The sequence below is a fragment of the Thermopolyspora sp. NPDC052614 genome (assembly GCF_040678635.1).
Classification (GTDB): domain Bacteria; phylum Actinomycetota; class Actinomycetes; order Streptosporangiales; family Streptosporangiaceae; genus Thermopolyspora.
Genome location: NZ_JBFATZ010000011.1, coordinates 15,648 through 30,796, shown reverse-complemented (window position 1 = coordinate 30,796; position 15,149 = coordinate 15,648). Strand labels below are relative to the sequence as shown.

Sequence of the window (15,149 nt, the reverse complement as noted above, 5' to 3'; positions counted from 1 at the left end):
TCGCGTCACGCCGCCACGCTCCCCCGATGTCACCCGCCGCTCCGTCGCTCAGCCCACCGTCCCACAGCCCACCGTCACCCGGCGCTCAGCTCGGCCACGATGCGGGGACCGAGCTCGGTGACGTCGCCGGCGCCCATCGTCAGCACGATATCGCCGGGCCGTGCGCGGCCGGCGACCAGGGCGGGGACCTGCTCGCGGTCGGGGGCGTAGACGACGTGCTCGGCGGGCAGGCGGACCTTGCGCGCCACCAGCGCGCCGGAGACGCCCGGCTCGGGGTCCTCCCGCGCGCCGTACACGTCCAGCACGATCGCCTCGTCGGCGAGGCCGAGCGCCGCGCCGAACTCGTCGGCGAAGAACCGGGTACGCGAGTACAGGTGCGGCTGGAAGACCGCGATGACCCGCCCGGCCTCGCCGGAGAACGAGGCGACCACGTCGCGCGCGGCGGTCAGGTCGGCGGCGAGCTCGGTCGGATGGTGGGCGTAGCTGTCGAAGACGGCCACGCCGCCCGCCTCGCCCTTGGCCTCGAAGCGCCGCTTGGTGCCGGTGAAGGAGGCCAGGCCCTCGCCGACCTCGTCCACGGGCACGCCGAGCTCGACGGCGACCGCGAGGGCCGCGGTGGCGTTGAGCGCGTTGTGGCGCCCGGGCACCGACAGGTTCACCTCGCGCCGCCCGATGCCCGGCCCCTCGACCTGGAAGGTCACGCCGAGCCCGCGCGGCGAGACCTCGGTGACGCGGTAGTCGGCGTCCTCGGCCTCACCGTACCGCAGCACCTTCAGGCCGCGGGCGCGGCCGACGGCGGCGAGCGCGTCGGCGCCGGGGTCGTCGGCGCACACCACCAGGATGCGGCCGACGCGGTCGGTGAAGCGGGTGAAGCCGTCGTGGACCGCCTGCGGGTCGCCGTAGTTATCCAGATGGTCGGCCTCGACGTTGGTCACCACGGCGATGTCGGGGGCGAGCATGAGGAACGAGCCGTCGCTCTCGTCCGCCTCGGCGACGAAGACCTCGCCGCCGCCCTCGTCCGCGCCGAGGCCGGTGGTGACGAGCTGGCCGCCGACGCAGTAGGAGGGGTCGGCCCCGGCCTTCTGCAGCGCCACGGTGAGCATGGAGGTGGTGGTGGTCTTGCCGTGGGTGCCGGCGATCGCGACCCCGGTACGGCCCGCCATCACGGCGGCGAGCGCGGCCGCGCGCGGGATCACCCGCAGGCCGCGGCGCAGCGCCTCGCCCAGCTCGGGGTTGGAGTCGCGGATGGCGGTGGACACCACGACGGTGTCGGCGTCCTTGAGGTGCGAGGCGGCGTGGCCGATGTGCACGGTGGCGCCGAGCTCACGCAGCTCGGCGAGCAGCCCGGAGCCGCGCGCGTCGCTGCCGGACACGGCGACGCCGCGCTTGAGCAGGATGCGCGCGATGCCGGACATGCCGGCCCCGCCGATGCCGATGAAGTGGACCTTCCCCAGCTCCCCCGCGGGGACCGGGTCGATGAGTTTGACCAGGCTCACCGAGGGCTCCTCGCGATCTGCAGCACCCGGCGGGCCAGGTTCTCGTCGGCGTCCTTGCGGCCGAGCCGGGACGCCGCCTCCGACATGATCGCCACCCGCTCGGGGTCGAGCAGGATCGGCAGCAGGGTGCGCACGATCCAGTCGGCCGACAGCTCGGCGTCCTCGACCATGAGGCCGCCGCCGCCCTTGACGACCGGGGCCGCGTTGAGCGCCTGCTCGCCGTTGCCGTGCGGCAGCGGCACGTACGCGGCGGGCAGGCCGACGGCGGTGAGCTCGGCGCAGGTCATCGCGCCGCTGCGGCACAGCGCCACGTCGGCGGCGGCGTAGGCGAGGTCCATGCGGTCGACGTAGGGCAGCACGACGTACTGCGGGTCGCCCGGCGGCGGCTCCCTCTCGACGGTCTGCTTCGGACCGATCACGTGCAGCACCTGCACCCCGGCGGCGCGCAGCCGGTCGGCGGCGCCGAGCGCGGCCTGGTTGATCGAGCGCGCGCCCTGGGAGCCGCCGAACACCAGCAGCGTCGGCCGGTCGTCCTCCAGGCCGAAGTACGACCGCGCCTTGTCGCCCAGCGAGAAACGGTCCAATGTGACGATATCGCGCCGCAGCGGGATGCCGACGTACTGGGCGTTCGGCAGCGGGGTGTCGGGGTGGCCGGTGAACACGTGCTCGGTGAGCCGGGCCCCCAGCCGGTTGGCCAGGCCCGGCCGCGGGTTCGCCTCGTGCACGACCATCGGCACGCCCCGGCGGCGCGCGCCCAGGTAGGCGGGGGTGGCGACGTAGCCGCCGAAGCCCACCATGACGTCGGCGCGTACGTCGTCGAGAATGGCGGCCGCCGCGCTGATCGCCCCGGCGAGCCGGCCCGGCACCGTCAGCAGCTGCGGCGTGAGCGAGCGCGGCAGCGGCACGGCGGGCACCAGCCGCAGCTCGTACCCGCGCGCCGGCACCAGCCGGGTCTCCAGGCCGCGCTCGGTGCCCAGGCAGGTGATGCCGATGTCCGGGTCCAGCCGGCGCAGGGCGTCGGCGAGCGCCAGCGCCGGTTCGATATGGCCGGCCGTCCCGCCGCCGGCTAGGACCACCCTCATGTCGGTCCCTTCACTCCACGTGCTCGTCTTTCCGGATGACGTCCGCGCGGGCGGCGCGCCCTTGCCGCCGCACCGCCCAGGCCAAGCCAGCTTAGGCCCCGCGCCACCGGTCCGGGCCCACGTGCGGCGAGAGCCTCCGCCGCGCCCGGCTCGGTTTTCGCGAACGACAACAACATGCCAAGCGCGGCGAGCGTCGGCAACAGCGCCGACCCCCCGTAGGAGACCAGCGGCAGCGGGATGCCCGTGATGGGCAGCACGCCGATCACCGCGCCGATGTTGACGATCGCCTGGCCCGCGATCCAGGCTACGGCCGCGCAGGAGGCCAGGCGAACGAACGGGTCGCCGACGCGGGTGGCCACGCGCAGTCCCGCGTACCCGAGCAGGCCGAACAGGGCGATCACCACGAGGGTGCCCATCAGGCCGAGCTCCTCGCCGAGGATGGAGAAGATGAAGTCGCTCTCGGCGTGCGGCACCCAGGTCCACTTCTGCCGGCTGCTGCCGAGGCCGAGGCCGAACCAGCCGCCCGAGCCGATCGCGATTTTGCCCTGCAGCGCCTGCCAGCCGGAGCCCTGGGCGTTCTGCTCCGGGTCGAGGAAGCCGAAGAGGCGCTCCATCCGGTACGGTTCCACCATGATCATGATGATCGTGGCGAGCCCGGCCACGCCCATCACCCCGGCGAACAGGCGTATCGGCACGCCGACCACCCAGAGCAGGGCCAGGAAGATCAGCAGCAGCACGATCGTGGTGCCGAGGTCGCTGCCGAGCATGACCAGCAGCGCGAGGATCGCCGTGCCGGGCAGCAGCGGGATCAGCAAATTGCGCCACTCGATCTGCCCGCGACGCGCCTTGCGGGCGAGCAGGTCGGCCCCCCACAGCACCAGGCCGAGCTTGGCGGGCTCGGACGGCTGCAGGTAGATCGGCCCGATGTCGATCCACCGCTGCGCGCCGAGCTGGGAGGTGCCGATCAGCAGCACCATGAGCAGCCCGAGGATCGACAGCATCATCAGCGGGTAGCCGGCGAGCCGGAAGAACCGCTGCGGCAGCCGCGAGCAGATCCACATCAGGGGGATACCGATCGCCGCCGACACCGACTGCTTGAGGAACCAGTAGAACGGGGTGCCGGTCTCCTTCAGCGCCTCGATGCTGGAGGCGGACAGCACCATCAGCAGGCCGAGCGCGAGCAGCAGCAGGGTGCAGCCGAGCACCAGGTAGTAGGAGGTGAGCGGCCGGTTCAGCAGTTCCCGCAGCCCCGCCGCCTGGGGGTACGGACGCCGCGGGGCCGTGCGGGGCGCGGCGTCGGCTCCCGGCGTGGCCGCGGCGGCGTCACCGGTCGCCGAATCGGCCGCCTGGCCGACGGCGCCTCTGCTACCGCCGACGCCGTCGGCGCGATCGGAGGCACGATCCGAGGCATGATCGGCTCCGCGTTCCGAACCGCGATCCGAAACACGGTCGGCGGCGGGCCGGGCCCGCAGCGCCTGCGTCGTCGCCGCTTTCCGAGGCCGCCTGAGTGCGGGCTCCTCCTCGCTCACCCGGACCTGCCTTCGTCGCGGCCCTGCGCGCCCCCGGCCGACCCGTCACCGCCTCCGGGGCCGCCGTCGGCGTGGTCGGTCCCGGGGACCGGCGCGTCGGCCGGTCCGGCGGAGTAGCCGGGCAGGCGCCGTACGGCTCGCGCGAACGCCTCCCCCCGCTCCCCGTATCCGGCGAACATGTCCAGCGACGCCCCGGCCGGGGCCAGCAGCACGGTGTCGCCCGGGGAGGCGAGCCGGGCGGCTTCGGCGACGACACGGTCCATGACGTCAGTGTTGTCCCCGGAGACCTCGACCACGGGGACATTCGCGGCGTGTCGCGCCAGAGCGTCGCGAATCACGGCCCGGTCGACGCCGAGCAGCACCGCGCCGCGCAGCCGTGGGGCGGCGCTCCGTACCAGGTCGGTGACGTCGGCGCCCTTGAGCTGCCCCCCGGCGACCCACACGATCGACGGATAGGCGGCGAGCGAGGCCGCCGCCGCGTGCGCCGTGGTGGCCTTGGAGTCGTCGACGTAATCGACCTCCGCAGCCCGCCCCACGTGCATGATCCGGTGCGGGTCCGGCACGAACGTCCGCAGCCCCTCGCGCACCGCCTCGGCGGGCACCCCGTGCGCGCGGGCGAGCGCCGCCGCCGCGAGCGCGTTGGCCACGTTGTGCGGCGCGAACGGGCGCACGTCAGCGAGCGTGGCCAGTTCCTCGGCGGTGGTCGCCGGGTCGTCGACGAAGGCCCGGTCCACGAGCAGGTCCTCCACCACGCCGAGCTGCCCCGGCCGGGGGGTGTCGAGGGTGAAGCCGACCACCCGCCGCCCGGCCCGGTCGCGGTACGGCGCGGCGAGCCGGGTCGGCCACTCGTCGTCGGCGTTGTGCACGATCACCGGGGCGCGCTCGTACAGGCCGCCCTTGACCCGCGCGTACTCCTCCAGCGAGCCGTGCCAGTCCAGGTGGTCGGGCGCGATGTTGAGGATCGCGGCGGCCCGCGGGGCGATGCCGCGCGACCAGTGGAGTTGAAAGCTGGACAGTTCCACGGCGAGCACGTCGTGCGGCGCCCGCACCGCCTCGACGATCGGCGCGCCCACGTTGCCGACCGCGGCGGCGTCGTGCCCGGCGGCGCGGAGCATGGAGGTGAGCATGCGCACCACGGTGGTCTTGCCGTCGGTGCCGGTGACGGCGAGCCAGGGCGCGGCGGCGGGGGGCCGCAGGCGCCAGGCGAGCTCGACCTCGCCGATCACCTCGATGCCGTCGGCCGCGGCGGCGACCAGGAGCGGGTGGCCGGGCCGCCAGCCCGGCGAGGTCACGACCAGGTCGGTGCCCGCCGGGGGTTTGTCCGGCTCGCCGAAGACGACCTCGACCCCGGCCGCGGCCAGCTCGGCGGCGACGGCCCGCTGCTTCTCCCCGTCGCGGCCCTCGACGACCACGACCCGGTCGCCGCGGGCGGCGAGCACCCGCGCGGCGGCCGCGCCGGACACCCCCAGACCGGCCACGCACACCGTTCGCACCGGCTCACGCCCCACGCTCATCCCCCCTGCACCTCAAACGGTCGCCGCCGCGGCGCCCTCACGCGTTGGGCATCCATTCGACGTAGAACACTCCGAGCCCGACGGCCACGCACAGCGCGGAGATCAGCCAGAACCGGACCACGATCGTGGTCTCGGCCCACCCCGACAGCTCGAAGTGGTGCTGCAGCGGCGCCATGCGGAACACCCGGCGGCCGGTCATCTTGAAGAACCCGACCTGGATGATCACCGACAGGGTGATCATCACGCAGAGGCCGGCGAGGATGATCAGCAGGAGCTGGGTGCGGGTGGTGACCGCGAGCCCGGCGAGCACGCCGCCGAGGGCGAGCGAGCCGGTGTCCCCCATGAAGATCTTCGCCGGGGGGGCGTTCCACCACAGGAAGCCGAGCAGCGCGCCGAGCACGGCCGCGGCGACGACCGCCAGGTCGAGCGGGTCGCGCACCCAGTAGCAGCCCTGGCCGAGCATGTTGGTGCAGCTGTTGCGCAGCTGCCAGTTGCCGATCAGCACGTACGCCACGAGCACCAGGCAGGTGGCGCCGGAGGCGAGACCGTCGAGGCCGTCGGTGAGGTTGACCGCGTTGGAGAAGCCGACGATGAGGATGAGCACCCAGATCGTGAACAGCACGATGCCGATCGAGGCCGGGCCGAAGTCGCGCAGGAACGACAGCCGCGGCACCGCGGGCGTCACGCCGTACCCGTTGGGGAAGCGCACCACCAGCACGGCGAACACCGCGCCGACGATGAGCTGGCCGAGGGCCTTGGCGCCGCTGCGCAGGCCCAGGCTGCGCTGCTTGTAGATCTTGATGAAGTCGTCGAGGAAGCCGACCGCGCCCAGGCCCGCCATGAGGAACAGCACCAGCACGGCCGACACCGTCGGCGGCGACAGCGTGGCGAGGTGGGCGGCGGAGAAGCCGAGGATCGCGGCGACGACGAACACGGTGCCGCCCATCGTGGGCGTGCCGCGCTTGTCGTGGTGGCCGCTCGGGCCCTCCTCGCGGATGTTCTGGCCGTAGCCGCGCCGGGCGAAGATCCGGATCGCCAGCGGGGTGCCGACCAGCGACAGGATCAGCGCGACCGCGCCGGCGATGAGGATGTCCCTCAACGGGGGTCACCTCCGAGCAGCGCCTCCGCGACCCGTTCCAGCCCCGCCGCGCGCGGCCCCTTGACGAGCACCACGTCGCCCGGGGCGAGCCGCCGGGCCAGCTCGCGCGTGGCGGCCTCGACGTCCGGCAGGTGCGCCACCGCCCGGGTCGCGCCGGGCGGTCCCGCGTCGGCGGGGGCCACGATGGCGGTGCGCATGCCGCCCGCGCCGGAGAGCACCGGGCCGGCGTTCTCGCCGACCACGATCAGCAGTTCGAGGCCGGCCTCGTGCGCGATCCGGCCCACCTCCTCGTTGAGCCGGGGGCCGTCGTTGCCGAGCTCGCGCAGCGCGGCGATGACCGCGAACTTGCGGCGGCCGCGGCCGATCACCGACAGGGCCTCGAAGGCGGCGCGCATCGAGTCGGGGTTGGCGTTGTAGGCGTCGTTGACGATCGTGACGCCGTCGGGGCGGTCGCGGACCTCCATGCGCCAGCGGCTGCGCGGCTCGGCCGCCGACAGCTCCTCGGCGATCGTCGCCACCGGCAGGCCGAGCTCGTACGCCGCGGCGGCGGCGGCCAGGGCGTTGGCCACGGTGTGGCCGCCGTGCAGGCGCAGCCGTACCGGGGCGGCGCCCGAGGGGGTGCGCAGCGTGAACGCGGCGCGGCCCCGCTCGTCGAGCGTCTCGTCCTCGGCCCGGATGTCGGCCTCGGGCGAGCGGCCGAACAGCAGCACCCGGGCCTGGGTACGGTCCGCCATCGCGCGCACGTGCGGGTCGTCGGCGTTGAGCACGGCCGAGCCGGCGGCGGGCAGCGCCTCGACCAGCTCGCCCTTGGCCCGGGCGATCGCCTCCCTGCCGCCGAACACGCCCATGTGGGCGGTGCCGACGTTGAGCACCACGCCGATCCGCGGCGGCGCGATCCGCGCCAGGTAGGCGATGTGGCCCTCGCCGCGGGCGCTCAGCTCCAGCACCAGGAAGCGGGTGGCGGCGTCGGCCCGCAGCACCGTGAGCGGGTGGCCGAGCTCGTTGTTGTACGAGCCCATCGGGGAGACGGTCGGGCCGATGCGGGAGGTGATCCGGGCGAGCAGGTCCTTGGTGGTGGTCTTGCCCGCCGAGCCGGTGATCCCGATCACCGTCGTGTCCGGCAGCGCGGCCGCGGTCGCCGACGCCAGGGCGGCCAGCGCCGCCACCGGGTCGCTCACGATCACGGCCGGCGCCTCGACCGGGCGGGCGGCCAGCACGGCGACCGCGCCCGCCTCGCACGCCTGGGCGGCGAAGTCGTGCCCGTCCGCCCGCTGCCCCTTGAGCGCCACGAACAGCGCCCCCGGCTCCGCCGCCCGCGAGTCGATCACGACGGGGCCGCGCACCTCGGCGTGCGGGTCGGCCATGCCCGTGAGCGCGCCGCCGGTGATCTCGGCGATCCGCCCCAACGGCATCGGGATCATGCGTCTTCCCTACTCTCCATATATCTGCCCCGGCCCCGGGCGGCCGGAGGCGCGCTCCGCGCCGCAGCGCTGCCCGCCGGGCCCGGGTTCGGGTGATCGGTGCCTCATGACGGCTTCGGCGACCACCTGGCGGTCGTCGAAGGGCAGGATCTCACCGCCGACGTACTGGCCCTGCTCGTGGCCCTTGCCGGCCACCAGGATCACGTCGCCGGGGCGGGCGCGTGCGATCGCCAGGTCGATGGCCCGCGCGCGGTCCGGCTCTATGATCACATGAGCGCGCTCCGCCCTGGGCACGCGCACGGCTCCGTCCAGCATCTCGGCGAGGATGCGCAGCGGGTCCTCGCTGCGCGGATTGTCGCTTGTGAAGATCGCGACGTCGGCGAGGCGGGCGGCGGCCTCGCCCATCACCGGGCGCTTGCCGCGGTCGCGGTCGCCGCCGCAGCCGAGCACGACGGTGAGCTCGCCGGTGGTCACCTCGCGCAGCGAGCGCAGCACCGACTCCACGGCGGCCGGTTTGTGCGAGTAGTCGACGATCGCCTGGAACCCGCCGGTGCCGGGGACGCGCTCCATCCGGCCGGGCACGCCGCGCAGCGTGGCGACGCCGTGCACGGCCGTCTGCAGCGGGATGCCCGCCTCGACGAGGGTGACGATCGCCCCCAGGGTGTTGGCGACGTTGAACGGGCCCGGCAGCGCCACCGCGGCGTCGGCCTCGACGCCGCCCGGGCCGATCACCCGGAAGCTGCTGCCGTCGGCGCCGAGCCGTACGTCGGCGGCCCGCCAGTCGGCCTCCGGCGCGCCCTTCGCCGAGAACGTCGTCACCGGGATCTTGGCGAGGGCCGCCAGCTCGCGGCCCCGGTCGTCGTCGATGTTGACGACGCCGACGCGGCTCAGCTCCGGGGTGAACAGCCTCGCCTTGGTGGCGAAGTAGTCGTCCATGTCGCGGTGGAAGTCCAGGTGGTCCTGCGACAGGTTGGTGAACAGGGCCACGTCGTACACGACCCCGCCGACGCGGCCCAGGGCCAGGGCGTGGCTGGAGACCTCCATCGCGCACGCGGTGACGCCCCCGTCGCGCATGAGGGCGAGCAGGCCGTGCAGGTCGCTCGCCTCGGGGGTGGTGAGCGCGGCGGGGAAGCGCTGCTCGCCGGCGCGGATCTCCACCCCGCCGATCAGGCCGGTGCGGTGCCCGGCCGAGCGCAGGGCCGCGTCGAGCAGGTACGTGGTGGTGGTCTTGCCGCTGGTGCCGGTCACGCCGATCATGAGCAGCGACGCGGCGGGCTCGCCGTACACCCAGGCGGCGGCCGTTCCCAGTACGGCCCGCGGGTCGGGCACCACGAGGACGGGCACGCCGGCGCGGGCGGCGACGGCGCGGCCGGCCGGGTCGGTGAGCACGGCGACGGCGCCGGCGGCGACGGCCTGCCCGGCGAACGTGGCGCCGTGCACGCTGTTGCCGGGCAGGCCGACGTACAGGTCGCCGGGCCGTACCCGCCGGGAGTCGATGCAGATGCCGGTGACGGCGGCGAGGGGCGCCCGGGACGTGCCCGACGGCGCGTCGAGCAGGCTCGCCAGGCCCGACAGCGGGCGGGCCGGATTCGTCGCGGGTCGCATGGTCGACGGGGGACGCACGGCGAGAGCGTACCGTTCCCGGTCACCCCGCGGCGCGGATGCGCACCGCGGGCGGCGTGGTGCCGGTCGGCGGGATCTTCTTGGTCTTGAGCGCGAACGTCATGACATCCTTGAACACGGGGGCGGCGATCTGGCCGCCGTAGTACTGCCTCTTCGGATCCTGGATGACGGCGAGCGCGACCAGGCGCGGCGCGTCGGCGGGCGTGAACCCGACGAACGTGGCCGTGTACCCGCAGTACCCCTGGCAGCGCTCGTCATACCGCTCGGCCGTGCCGGTCTTCCCCGCCACACGGTACCCCTTGATCCCGGCCAGCGAGCCGGTGCCCTGCTCGCCGACGACGGCCTCCAGCATCGTCGTCAGGTCCTTGGCGGTGCGCTCGCCGATCACACGGGTGCGCTTGCCCGCGGGGGCGGGCACCAGCCGGCCCTCCTGGTCGGTCGTGCCCGCGACGATCCGCGGGGTGACGCGCACGCCGCCGTTGGCGATGGTCTGGTAGACGCTCGTCATCTGCAGGGCGGTCACCGACAGGCCCTGCCCGAAGGCGACCGTGCAGCGCTGGCTGCCCGACCAGGTGTCCCACTTGGGCAGCAGGCCGGCCTCCTCGCCGGGGAAGCCGCCGCCGGTCTTGGCGCCGAACCCGAACGCGCGCATGCTGTCGTACAGGGCGCGGTCGCCGACGCGGTCGGCGACCATGACCGTGCCGACGTTGCTGGAGGTGGCGAGCACTCCGGTGAAGGTGTACGGCTCGACCGGGTGGGAGTGGGAGTCGCGGATGACGCGGTCGGCGCAGCGGATGTTGTCCGGCACGCGCAGGACGGTGTCGGGGCGTACCACGCCCGCCTCCAGCGCGGCGGCGGCGGTGATGACCTTGTTGGTGCTGCCCGGCTCGAAGACCTCGCTCACGGCCCGGTTGACGTGGCTGCTGGCAGGGGCGTCCCGCCACCGGGTCAGGTTCAGCTCGGGGGCGTTGGCCATGGCGAGCACGTCGCCGGTGCGCACGTCCATCACGATCACGCTGCCGCTGCGGGCGCCGGTCGCGGCGACCTGGGCGGCGATCGCCTTCTGCGCCGCCCACTGGACGTCCTGGTCGATGGTGAGCCGGATGCCGCGCCCGTTCACGGGGGGCTCGCGGGAGCTGCGGGTCATGGGGATGCGGCGGCCGTCGCCGCCGATCTCGATGCTCTGCCGCCCGTCCTTGCCCTTGAGCACGTCGTTGTAGGCGGCCTCGATGCCCGACAGGCCGGTGCCGTCGTCGCCGACGAAGCCCATCAGGGTCCCGGCCAGGTCGTCGCCGGGGTAGAGGCGGCCGTACCGGGGTTTGGCGCCGATGCCCTTGAAGTCGTGGGCGAGGACCTTTGCGCCGACGTCGGGGCTGACGTCGCGGGCGATGACGATGTAGCGCCTGTCGGTCTGGGCGAGCTTGGCGGCGATCTCCTCGCGCGGTCTTCCGAGGTCCTTGGCGAGCGCGGCGGCGATCCTGTCGCGGCCCTCGGCGGGGACGGCGGCCGGGTCGGCGTAGATCTCGCGGCTCTCGGTGGTGATCGCCAGGGGGCGTCCCTTGACGTCGGTGATCGTGCCGCGCCGGGCGGGCAGCTTCTCCGGCTGCAGCCGCTGCTGGGCGGCCTTGGCCTCGTACACCTTGGCGTCCAGGCCCTGCAGCTGCACCAGGCGGCCGGCGAACAGCGACAGCACGACGGCCATGCCGATCAGGCCGATGTTGATGCGCCGGGCCGGGTTGCCCAGGCGCAGGATCGCGGGCGGCCGGCCCGGTGGGCGCGGCCCTCCGCCCCCGGGCGGGCGGCGCGCGCCCGTCCGGGCGGGCGGCGCGGGCTCCCGGCCGCGTTCCGGCCGTGCCGGGCCCTGGGGACCGCCGGCACGTCCGGCGCCAGCGCGGCGGGGGCGGTCGTCGCCCCTTGGCGGGCGTGTGCGCACGCCGTCCGGTCCCTCGGCCCGTGTGGGGACGCCGCCCGGACGTCCCGTCCGGCCGTCCTCGGCCCTTCCCGCGCCGCCGGGCCTCGACGGTCGTCCGCCGCCGTCGGCTCCGGTCCCGCCCGTCCTCGCCGCCCGGCGGGGACCGTCGGACCCGTTCGCGCCGCCGTCGGCCCCGGCCGCGCCGTCGGGACGTCCCGGTGCTCCCTGCGGCCGTCTCGGACGCCGTGGGGCGGCGCCTGGCCGCTCCGGCCGCGCCGCGTGGCCGTCGGGCCCGCCGCCGCGTCCCGCCGGGCCCTCCGGCCGTCCCTGTCGTCCTGGCGTGCTCTGATCCCGCCTGCCGGGGCCCTTGCGTCCGCCGGAGCCACGGCCGGGTCCCGGGCTCCGGCCGTCGCCGTCTCTCACCGGAACTGGTCCTCCATTTCCTCCGCTAGCCGGTTCCTCCGCCAACCGGTCGCCGCGCTCAACCGATGGCCGGTCGCCGCTCGGCGCCGATCTTCGCCGGTCCACCGGCGACGGGTGTCCTCACGCCACCCGGCCGCCCGGCTTCGCCAGGGCCTGACGGGCGGGCGGCGGCCCGCCCGTGACCTCCCGCCTTCCGCTTGGCCGCGCCTCCGCCTCGGCATGCGCGGGGGACGCCCGCGATCCATGAGGCACGGTGATCGGGAAGCGCCCTCTCGTGCCGCCTGCCGCCGCCACCGGCCGGGCCGCGCCGAACGGCGGCCCGTGACGCGGGCCCAGTCACGGGCCCGGCCGCTCCTCGCCGCTACGGAGCGGGCGTGACGAACTGGGGCGGCGACTTGTCGGGACGGTCCCCGTGCTGCTCGCTCCTTGAGGCGATGCTTCCCGGGCTGTCCAGACGGGCGATCTTGTTCCGCATCTTCTCGGACTGCTCGCCGATCACGCGGATCTGCTCGCGCAGTTCGCCCAGCCGGAACGAGTCCTGCGCCAGCACGGTGTTGAGCAGCAGCAGCGTGATCAGGCCGCCGCACAGCAGGCCGACCAGGAGCAGCACGAACGGCGTCCGCGGCGGGACGGCGCGTGCGTACCTCGCCGAGGCGTACGTGCGCGTGGCCGACGCGCCGGCCGAGGAGACCCGGCGGGAGCGCGGCGGCTTGGCCGGGCCGGTGCGGTCGGAGCGCGGGCGCGCCGGGGCCGGCGCATTCGCGAGGCCGGCGCTCGCCGGGGCCGCCCCGCCGCCGGTGGGCCGTGCCTTCGGCCGGGGCTTCGGCTGCGGCTTGGGCGGGCGGGTGACGCGGGTACGGCCTTCGCCGACGTCCGCCGTACGCACTTTGGCCGTGCGGGCGGCGTCGGGCCGCGGGCTCGGCGCGGACGCCTGGCGCGACGGTACGCGCTCGGTCTCGGCGGCCTGCCGGGCGACCGGCTTGGTGCCGCGCGGCGGGCGCGGCTTCCGCGTGCCCGCGCGGGCCTCAGCCGCTCCGGCCGCTCCGGGTGCCCCGGGCGCTTCGGCGAGGCGCTCGGGGACCGCCTCGCGTCCGGAGCGCACGCCGCGATCGGACGGGGCCGCCCGCCGGGTGGCGGTGCCGCGCCTGACCTCGCTTTCCGTCTTCATCCTTGGCGGATCCTTTCTGCCGCCCGCAACCGGGCCGAGGCGGACCGCGGGTTGCGGGTCACCTCTTCGTCGCTGGGGAGCTCGGCTCCCCTGGTCAGGAGGCGGAACCTCGGCTGATGCTCCGGGAGGGGGACCGGCAGCCCCTGCGGGCTGGTGTCCTTGGTCCGCGCCGCGAGGACCTGCTTGGCGAGCCGGTCCTCCAGTGAGTGGTAGGCGAGCACGACGACGCGCCCGCCGAGCGCGAGCGCGTCGAGCGCGGCGGGGAGCGCGCGCTCGAGCGCGGTCAGTTCCCCGTTCACCTCGATGCGCAGCGCCTGAAACGTCCTCTTGGCGGGGTTGCCGCCGCTGCGGCGGGTCGCCGCCGGGATGGCCGAGCGCACGATGTCGGCCAGATGCTTGGTGGAGGTGATCGCCGCTTTGGCCCGTTCCCGGGCGATGGACTGGGCGATGCGGGCGGCGAAGCGTTCCTCGCCGTACTCGCGCAGCACCCGCGCCAGCTCGTCCGGCGGGTAGGTGTTGACGACGCGTTCGGCGGTGAGCTCCTGGTCCCGGTCCATGCGCATGTCGAGGGGGGCGTCGTAGGAGTAGGCGAAGCCGCGGTCGGCCTCGTCCAGCTGGGGGCTCGACACGCCGAGGTCGAACAGCACGCCGTTGACGCGGTCGTGCCCGGTGCGGGCCAGTACGTCCGGGAGTTCGTCGGAGACCGCCCGTACGATCGTGACGCGCGGCGCGTAGGGCGCGAGGCGGGCGGTGGAGCGGGCGACGGCGTCCGGGTCGCGGTCGATGCCGATGAGGTGGAGCGCGGGGTGGGCGGCGAGGAGCGCTTCGGCGTGCCCGCCGAGGCCGAGGTTGGCGTCCACGAGCACGGCGTCGGGTGCGGAGAGCGCGGGTGCCAGCAGGTCGAGCACGCGGTCGAGCATCACCGGGACGTGCCCGCCCTGCTCGATGTGTCCGGCATGCATGCTGAAAGCCCCCCTTTTGTGCATCCGTGACCTGGTCCCCCGCCGGTGTTCACCTGTGCAGGCCCCCACCCGAACACGTCGTTCCGCCGGGGCCGGTCCGGCCGCGCCTGATCCATGCACACTCATCGGCGCATCCATCGGTGCACCGAATCCGTTCAACGATCCGTCCATCGGATCGGTGCCCGTTGGATCGGCGTCCGTGCGGCGGCGTGCGCCGCCGTCTCCCTCGCCCGGTCCGTCGCCCCGAATCGTCCGGCCAGGTCCCCATCCGCGTCCTCGCGTTTTACGTCCGCCACCTGACACCGGGGAAGGTGCATCAGCTGACGGATCTGCCATGTTGATCCGGGATGGCCCGGAACCCCCGAAGGAGCGGGTGGAGACCTCGCCGAACGACGTTTTCACCGACGGGTGACCGTGATCTATAGGACTCCTGGCAGCACCTCCTCCGATAGATCGGCGAACGCCTGCTCCTGGCCGGCCAGATAGGTCTCCCAGGCCTGGGCATCCCAGATCTCAAGTCGGGTGTTTGCACCGATGACCGTGCAGTCACGGCGGAGCCCGGCGTACTCGCGCAGACTCTGTGGAATGGTGATCCGCCCCTGCCTGTCCGGCACTTCGTCGGACGCGCTGGCGAAGAACACGCGGCTGTAGTCACGGACCGCCTTGGCGGTCACGGGCGCGGTGCGCAAAGCCTCGGTGATGCGCTGGAACTCCTCCATGGGAAACACATAGAGGCAACGCTCCTGGCCCTTGGTGATCACCAGACCCTCCGCCAGCTCCTCGCGGTACTTCGCCGGCAGGAACAGCCGTCCCTTGTCGTCAAGACGCGGATGGTGGGTGCCGAGAAACACCGGCCCCACCTCCCGTGCCTCATGGAGCACTCAGCGCTGTGGCACCTGTCCTCCACTGCGCACCACCAT

At 74.5% G+C, this 15,149-nt stretch carries 11 protein-coding genes; all 11 read right to left on the bottom strand.

Features of this window, described 5'->3' with window-relative positions; all coding sequences use genetic code 11:
- Positions 1–74 precede the first annotated feature (74 nt).
- Positions 75–1,496, bottom strand: a complete 1,422-nt coding sequence (murC, locus tag AB0K60_RS23185) for a UDP-N-acetylmuramate--L-alanine ligase (RefSeq protein ID WP_364058545.1) — start codon at positions 1,494–1,496, stop codon at positions 75–77.
- Positions 1,493–2,578: an undecaprenyldiphospho-muramoylpentapeptide beta-N-acetylglucosaminyltransferase gene (gene murG, locus AB0K60_RS23180; RefSeq protein ID WP_364058542.1), complete on the bottom strand. Its 1,086-nt coding sequence runs from the start codon at positions 2,576–2,578 to the stop codon at positions 1,493–1,495. Before murG ends, murC begins: the two co-directional genes overlap by 4 nt.
- Positions 2,575–3,825 (bottom strand): putative lipid II flippase FtsW, encoded by a 1,251-nt coding sequence (gene ftsW / locus AB0K60_RS23175; RefSeq protein ID WP_364059122.1) that lies wholly within the window; start codon positions 3,823–3,825, stop codon positions 2,575–2,577. The genes murG and ftsW overlap by 4 nt, the downstream gene beginning before the upstream one ends.
- A gap of 278 nt (positions 3,826–4,103) precedes the next feature.
- Positions 4,104–5,621, bottom strand: coding sequence for a UDP-N-acetylmuramoyl-L-alanine--D-glutamate ligase (murD, locus tag AB0K60_RS23170; RefSeq protein WP_364058539.1), 1,518 nt, complete (start codon positions 5,619–5,621; stop codon positions 4,104–4,106).
- A gap of 37 nt (positions 5,622–5,658) precedes the next feature.
- Positions 5,659–6,720 carry a phospho-N-acetylmuramoyl-pentapeptide-transferase gene (mraY, locus tag AB0K60_RS23165; RefSeq protein ID WP_364058535.1) on the bottom strand — a complete coding sequence of 354 codons (1,062 nt, stop codon included), beginning with the start codon at positions 6,718–6,720 and terminating at the stop codon, positions 5,659–5,661.
- Positions 6,717–8,141 carry a UDP-N-acetylmuramoyl-tripeptide--D-alanyl-D-alanine ligase gene (gene murF, locus AB0K60_RS23160; protein WP_364058532.1) on the bottom strand — a complete coding sequence of 475 codons (1,425 nt, stop codon included), beginning with the start codon at positions 8,139–8,141 and terminating at the stop codon, positions 6,717–6,719. Before murF ends, mraY begins: the two co-directional genes overlap by 4 nt.
- A gap of 9 nt (positions 8,142–8,150) precedes the next feature.
- Positions 8,151–9,746: a UDP-N-acetylmuramoyl-L-alanyl-D-glutamate--2,6-diaminopimelate ligase gene (locus AB0K60_RS23155; protein ID WP_364059119.1), complete on the bottom strand. Its 1,596-nt coding sequence runs from the start codon at positions 9,744–9,746 to the stop codon at positions 8,151–8,153.
- Between the two features lie 40 nt (positions 9,747–9,786).
- The gene (locus AB0K60_RS23150) at positions 9,787–11,697 is read right to left on the bottom strand and encodes a penicillin-binding protein 2 (RefSeq protein WP_364058529.1); all 1,911 of its coding nucleotides are present in this window, start codon (positions 11,695–11,697) and stop codon (positions 9,787–9,789) included.
- A 763-nt stretch (positions 11,698–12,460) separates the two neighbouring features.
- On the bottom strand, positions 12,461–13,267 hold the full coding sequence (locus tag AB0K60_RS23145) for a hypothetical protein (RefSeq protein ID WP_364058526.1): 807 nt from the start codon (positions 13,265–13,267) through the stop codon (positions 12,461–12,463).
- The gene (rsmH, locus tag AB0K60_RS23140; RefSeq protein ID WP_364058523.1) at positions 13,264–14,253 is read right to left on the bottom strand and encodes a 16S rRNA (cytosine(1402)-N(4))-methyltransferase RsmH; all 990 of its coding nucleotides are present in this window, start codon (positions 14,251–14,253) and stop codon (positions 13,264–13,266) included. The genes AB0K60_RS23145 and rsmH overlap by 4 nt, the downstream gene beginning before the upstream one ends.
- A 395-nt stretch (positions 14,254–14,648) precedes the next feature.
- Positions 14,649–15,080: a division/cell wall cluster transcriptional repressor MraZ gene (gene mraZ, locus AB0K60_RS23135; RefSeq protein ID WP_364058520.1), complete on the bottom strand. Its 432-nt coding sequence runs from the start codon at positions 15,078–15,080 to the stop codon at positions 14,649–14,651.
- Positions 15,081–15,149: the final 69 nt, after the last annotated feature.